Here is a 6,000-nt window from a genome sequence, read left to right on the forward strand (position 1 = left end):
TAAGACCTCCCAAATGTTTTATGAGCTTCAATACCAGCCGAAAATACTTCCCATGAATCGCCTAGATATTAACCTTCAGCCATTTGGCTTCTACCCAGTACACAAAAAGTAAATCGTTTTTTTCAGGTGCATCCTACCTTTACAATAATTGATTCGAATAATATTTGCGTTTAAACCATAAGGCTACGTTTACAAGGGCAATCATGACAGGCACTTCTACTAACGGTCCAATTACAGCTGCAAAAGCTGCACCAGAATGGATACCAAATACACCAACAGCTACAGCAATAGCAAGCTCAAAATTATTGCTACCTGCTGTAAAAGCAAGTGTTGTAGTGACTGGATAATTTGTTCCAAGTTTTTTCCCCAGATAGAACGAAACGAAGAACATTACTACAAAATAGATCAAAAGTGGGATGGCAATGCGAATGACATCAAAAGGCAGACTCACAATGGTATCTCCTTTTAAGGAGAACATCACGATTATGGTAAAAAGTAAGGCAATTAGAGTAATCGGACTGATTTTTGGAATAAATACTTTTTCATACCAGTGGCGACCTTTTATTTTTATCAGCGTAAAACGAGTGAGCATACCAGCAAAAAACGGAATTCCTAAGTAAACCAGAACTGATTTCGCCACTTCCAACATGGTTATGTTTACGACAGCACCTTCTAATCCTAACCATTCCGGAATTACTGTTACAAACAAATATGCGTATACAGAGAAAAAGAGCATCTGAAACACTGAATTAAAGGCAACAAGGCCCGCAGCATATTCGGTATCACCTTTTGCAAGATCATTCCACACGATTACCATAGCAATGCAACGTGCAAGGCCAATCATAATCAAGCCGACCATGTATTCTGGTTTATCGTATAAGAAAATAACTGCCAATCCAAACATTAAAATGGGACCAATAATCCAGTTTTGGACAAGTGAGAGTAGTAATACCTTCGTATCTTTAAAAACCCGCCCCATCTCTTCATAACGTACTTTAGCAAGAGGTGGATACATCATTAAGATTAGACCAATGGCCAATGGTATTGATGTTGTCCCGACTTGCAAACTATTTAATCCTGAAACAAACTGAGGATAGATAAAACCTAACCCAATACCAATTCCCATGGCTAAAAAGATCCATATTGTTAAATATCGATCTAAAAACGATAACCGTTTTTTACTTAGAGTACCCATTAGAGGTACCTCCTTATCTCTTTTGTATCTCTTCGAGATTACTCACATGTAATGGAAAGATTAGCTTCTTTTAGCATCTCAAAGTCTTGTTTACAATCTGGTAACTGAGATAAAGAAATTCCGATTTTCTCTATGGTTGTGCGGTTTAATGAATAGAAGACCCACTGCCCTTTTCTTGTTTCTTTTACTAAGTTCTCTGTTTTTAGTCGACTCATATGTCGTGAAATGGATGGTTGAGAAATGCCAAAAATCGGGACTAATTCACACACACAACAATCTCTTTGATTTAAAAGAGCAATAATTTTTAATCGAGTTGGATCGCCTAAAGCTTTTAAGGCAGCAGATAGTTGGATCAAATCCATTACCGTATTCACCTCCTCTGTAATGATAATATAGCCATATAGCTATATTATCATTTGAATTTCATATTCTCAACTATACCTTATTCTTATTCTTGAATAATGTGTCACGAATTTATTTTATTCCTTCATTATTTTATAAAACGTGTTTTTCTTTAGTTCTAGCATTTCCATAAACATAACAGCCTGCAAAACACAAAAATACACCTTAGAGTACAATGTCCAATAGATTCAAGCTCTCGCAAGATAGTCATTCCACTTAAGGTGTATGCATTGGTTCTTTTTACTGCTTGGTAAAGGCTTTATGATGAATTAGTTCGATTAAATTATAGCGTGTTACGTTCTGAATTTACATGTTGCCAAACCGCTTGCCATGCTTGATTTAGCACCTTGCCATGCAGTGCTTTGGCGTAATAAGATCTGATGATGGGTAATATGATTACTGCAGCAAACACAATACTAATTAAAGTTATCGACAAATTAAAATGTGTAAACATAAATGTTAATAAGAAATCGACCACGCCTAGCTCCGGCTTCAGATACTCCAGTCCGGCGATAATACCTGTTAGTAGCATTACGATAACAGAGAGAGTCATCAACAGGATGTTCACGGTTTTATATTTGGCCAATCCCTGCTGAAAGAAGCGGGTTCCTGCATAATTTTCCATTAAGATGATTTGTTTATGTAGGTTGTTTTCTACCATTTCTATGGGTAAATTGTATTCTTGAATAAATGCATGAGCTTTTCGCAGCTCTTCCTGTAAAAAAATACTATTTGTAATGGCGTCGCCAAATTGTTTAAAAATATTCACTCTGTATATGTTCTTCCTTTCTTTATGTAGTGGTGTTTGTTCGGTCTTTTTCTTTCAATGCTATTAGGGAGTATGTCAGCCTGTTCGTTTTCATAGGTCAAATCTTTTTCTTCTAAATCCATAATTCTTCTTACGTGAAATAATAGAAATTTGTTTCAACGGTTGCGATCTTGATGGTACGGTCAAGAGGTTTGCACTAATAATAGAAATGTCACTCTATGTGGAAATGAATATCCCTGAGTTCTTGCCAAGCTTGCCCAGGCTTGCAATTCTAGCTTTTGCAGCCAGGGATACGATTTCGGATGGCTGATCGTTTATCTTTTTGATTCAGGTAGAAGTCCCAGATACCTGCTAGAGTAATCATTATATTCGAATCAAGTCTTCCCGTCTATTAGTGTCTGTTTCACTTCTGCTTAAAGCCAACCTGATTTGGTTTCCTTCTCTCTGCGCCATACAGGCATAACTGCCAGGCTCTAGTTCTATAATAACTCCCTCGCATGTATGGTCTGGCTCCAGACCGCCTCCCGTTACATCATCTGCGGCTCCAACAAATACGCTACCGACGGACACACGAAAGTACAGCACTTCTGTCATAGGCCCACCAGCCTCCAAGTCCTCATCCGCTTTTATCCAATTGACTTCATAGACCCCGTCTTGACTCAGATTAAAAAATAAGCAGTTACCCGCATTCACTTCTGCAAGCTCGTCTTCCGGATTCGACCACCAGTCTGGCGTATCATCCAAGCGGTGTTGCAGCTCTCCGAGATCGTAAACACACATTGTGGCCGTATCAGTTATAAAACGAAATGAACCCTGCATCCTTTTGCTCCTCTCACGTTTACTTGATTTTTACAATGTTCTTTCACCTCAATTGAAAGCATTGGAACCTTATGTAAGGTATTCGTTATTTCCTAATGTCTCCTTCCTAACTCTATCATTATATATTAATTCTACCGCTTTTTTATTAGAAGTGCTACGATGGTATATAAGGTTTGTGTCCAAAATCAAAAGGGTATACAGGTTGTGTCCAAAACAATGGGACAAACCTGTATACCTTTTTCGGCTAAAACCTTATAGATATGGGATAATCACTTTTCGTTTTTTGTTCATCTAGTTTTTGTCACTAGACATCATTTCTACTGTCGAATGCCATAAATAGTGATTAATTTATAGATCTATCTCGCCCCTAGTATTTTATGTGTTACTATATCATGGTTAGATTCTTTGTTGTCGGTGTTTTTTGATTTGGAGTTTTTCTCTTTTAATTAGACGCTTGTTTTTCTTAATTTTACGCAACGAAGTTTTGTCAGCAAGTTGAGTGAACAGCTTATGGCCAGGCTTCGAATTAGCTTCAATAATCCAAATTCGGCCACTTTTCTCGATTCCAATATCAATTCCCAATTCACGAAACGAATGATGTTTGCTCATCGTTCGAGCAATTAGATAGGATAGATTTGTTATTTTTTTTCGTATTGTATTCACTTTTTCTCTATCTGCAAAGAGGTTCAATAGAACCTGATTGAGCTGTACCCCAAAACCTCCTTTTTGATAATTAGTAACAAAAAGATTTGGAGCTGCCACACGGGCAACCATACCGGAAATAATCCACTTTTTTTTCGGTTTCTGCATGTAGATTCTGATATCAAAAATCGAGCCATTGTAAGGTGCTAAATGGATTCCTCTCTGCACAAGGTACCGCTTAGATGGTTGGCAATAAGACTGAATCGTCTTATACAGCGAGCCTGAACCGGCGTGAGTCTGTTTAGAACCACATCGAACCTCATAACCGTTTTTTATTCTTTTAGCTCTAATTATCCCAGAACCTCCGCTACCGTGATCGGGTTTAATAAAGATAGTCGAATATGATTTGAGCATCTGTAAAGCATTTTGATTTGTAAGCCAGTGCGTTTCAGGTAAATGGTGCCGCAGTATGGAATGCTGTAACATTTCCCTATGCTTTCTCATTTTTCCAATTCCCACAGGTATCCTCTTTTCTTTTTGACATGTTAAACATTCTATGGAACAACATTTATTGAGAGCACGGCGTGTACCTACATTTGAAAAAATACTTTCTTTTGTGCGTAGAAATGAGCGGAAATGCAGAAAAAAGCCTATGACCTTCCCAAGTCTCGATCCATCATTGTACACAGTTAAAAAACCCAATCTCAATTCGATCTGAACGTAAAAAGAGTCGCTATTAAAGCACGACTCTTTTTAAATGATTTCTACGTTTCATTTCTTATTTTTAGGTTCGCTTCTCCACTCTACTAAACTAATTTGTTTATGCGAGATTACCGAAGAGCATCTTGTCATCTAATAATCTTTAAGCAGAGGTCGAATCGGGGTTTTGAGGTGCTGATTCATCTCTTTCTTTATATCCAGCCAGTGAAACTTTAATGTAAAGACTGAGGATTACACTGACAATAGCTGAAAGTAACATGGGAATATAACTACTATCAGCAAAACGATCAAACAGTAAACCATACATTAATTGGCCTAGCGGTATTGCAGCCATTGTCATGGAGGTGACAAGTGACATTACACGTCCTAACATTTCATTTGGCGTATCATTTTGTAGCATGGTCATCCCAACAATAGCAAGGATAGTAATGGAAGCCATGATACCAAATCCACACGTGGTAAATATCCAGAACGGAATCGTTGCATCTGGGAAGATTCCTGTGAAGGACGGAAGAATGGAGCCACTAGTAGCAAACAGGAAAATACCTGATAGCAACAGCATGGAAACAAAAGCATTTTTGACTGTTAGTTTTTTAGTTAATAGACCCAAGGCGATTGGAGCCATGAGACTACCTGCCATGATTACACCTTCACTCAGTCCGTACATCTGATCCGACATTTTTAAGCTCATTTTTGTGATATAGGCAATCCCAACTGTAAAAATAGGCGATATGAATACATTTGCAATTAGAGTAGCAAATATCAGCTTCCCAAGATATTGGCTCTTATATACAAATTTGAACCCTTCCTTCAAATCGCTCTTAAATTCCTGAATGACATTGGAAGATTTCTCACGTATTGTTTGTGGAATAACCATAAACATTTCAAGGATAGCCGCAAATAAAAAACTAATTCCGTTAATCAGCAGTAAGGCATCCAAGCCCAATGTCCCATATAATATTCCTGCTAGAATAGGACCTGTCATATTGGCTAACGTCATGAACAAGCTGTTAAGTGAATTAGCGCTAAGAAGCTGCTTCTCCCCTACCAATGATGGTATAGATGCTTGTACAGCCGGTTCATAAAAAGCAGTGAAAACCGACAGTAAAATCACTCCCAGATAGATTGCTGGTAAGTCTAGCATTCCGTTTTTAGACAAGAGCAACATCATACCAACGATAATCGCACAAAGTATATCCAGCACAATCATAATATTTCGACGACTAAACCGATCAGCGAATACTCCTGCAATTGGACCTAGTAAAATGGTTGGGATTAATGACATAACTAGTACGGTAGCAAATAATGTACCAGAGCCAGTGATTCCAAGGACATACAGGGAAAGAGCAAAACGCTGTATGATACTGCCTGTAAACGAAATGACTTGCCCAATCATGAGCAAGGTAAAGTTTTTATTCGTAAATAACGACTTCATTTCTCCCATACTTGTTCT

The 6,000-nt window shown here is 37.9% G+C and carries 6 protein-coding genes and 2 pseudogenes; all 8 read right to left on the reverse strand.

From position 1 onward, the window contains the following. Positions 1-71: 71 nt before the first annotated feature. A pseudogene (locus tag ACQV1I_RS13125) lies at positions 72-132 on the reverse strand (arsenate reductase); the annotation flags it as partial. Positions 133-139: 7 nt separating this feature from the next. Then, positions 140-1,195: an ACR3 family arsenite efflux transporter gene (arsB, locus tag ACQV1I_RS13130; protein WP_094701490.1), complete on the reverse strand. Its 1,056-nt coding sequence runs from the start codon at positions 1,193-1,195 to the stop codon at positions 140-142. A 38-nt stretch (positions 1,196-1,233) separates the two neighbouring features. Continuing rightward, the gene (locus tag ACQV1I_RS13135) at positions 1,234-1,557 is read right to left on the reverse strand and encodes an ArsR/SmtB family transcription factor (protein WP_094701491.1); all 324 of its coding nucleotides are present in this window, start codon (positions 1,555-1,557) and stop codon (positions 1,234-1,236) included. 117 nt (positions 1,558-1,674) lie between these two features. Then, positions 1,675-1,746, reverse strand: a pseudogene (locus ACQV1I_RS13140) (recombinase family protein); the annotation flags it as partial. A gap of 134 nt (positions 1,747-1,880) precedes the next feature. Continuing rightward, on the reverse strand, positions 1,881-2,366 hold the full coding sequence (locus ACQV1I_RS13145) for a DUF6097 family protein (RefSeq protein WP_116334616.1): 486 nt from the start codon (positions 2,364-2,366) through the stop codon (positions 1,881-1,883). 363 nt (positions 2,367-2,729) lie between these two features. Next, positions 2,730-3,185 (reverse strand): DUF6386 family protein, encoded by a 456-nt coding sequence (locus ACQV1I_RS13150; RefSeq protein ID WP_116334615.1) that lies wholly within the window; start codon positions 3,183-3,185, stop codon positions 2,730-2,732. A 396-nt stretch (positions 3,186-3,581) separates the two neighbouring features. Next, complete coding sequence (locus tag ACQV1I_RS13155) at positions 3,582-4,346, reverse strand: YheC/YheD family protein (protein WP_116334614.1); 765 nt, start codon at positions 4,344-4,346, stop codon at positions 3,582-3,584. 343 nt (positions 4,347-4,689) lie between these two features. Next, positions 4,690-5,991: an MFS transporter gene (locus tag ACQV1I_RS13160; protein ID WP_116334613.1), complete on the reverse strand. Its 1,302-nt coding sequence runs from the start codon at positions 5,989-5,991 to the stop codon at positions 4,690-4,692. Positions 5,992-6,000 lie beyond the last annotated feature (9 nt).

Source organism: Brevibacillus sp. JB24b, from assembly GCF_051713385.1.
Taxonomy (GTDB): domain Bacteria; phylum Bacillota; class Bacilli; order Brevibacillales; family Brevibacillaceae; genus Brevibacillus_B; species Brevibacillus_B laterosporus.

Excerpts from the sequence above, each read along its gene's own strand:
- arsB (WP_094701490.1), bottom strand. The coding sequence starts at position 1,195 with ATGGGTACTCTAAGTAAAAAACGGTTATCGTTTTTAGATCGATATTTA.
- ACQV1I_RS13160 (WP_116334613.1), bottom strand. The coding sequence starts at position 5,991 with ATGGGAGAAATGAAGTCGTTATTTACGAATAAAAACTTTACCTTGCTC.
- ACQV1I_RS13135 (WP_094701491.1), bottom strand. The coding sequence starts at position 1,557 with ATGGATTTGATCCAACTATCTGCTGCCTTAAAAGCTTTAGGCGATCCA.
- ACQV1I_RS13150 (WP_116334615.1), bottom strand. The coding sequence starts at position 3,185 with ATGCAGGGTTCATTTCGTTTTATAACTGATACGGCCACAATGTGTGTT.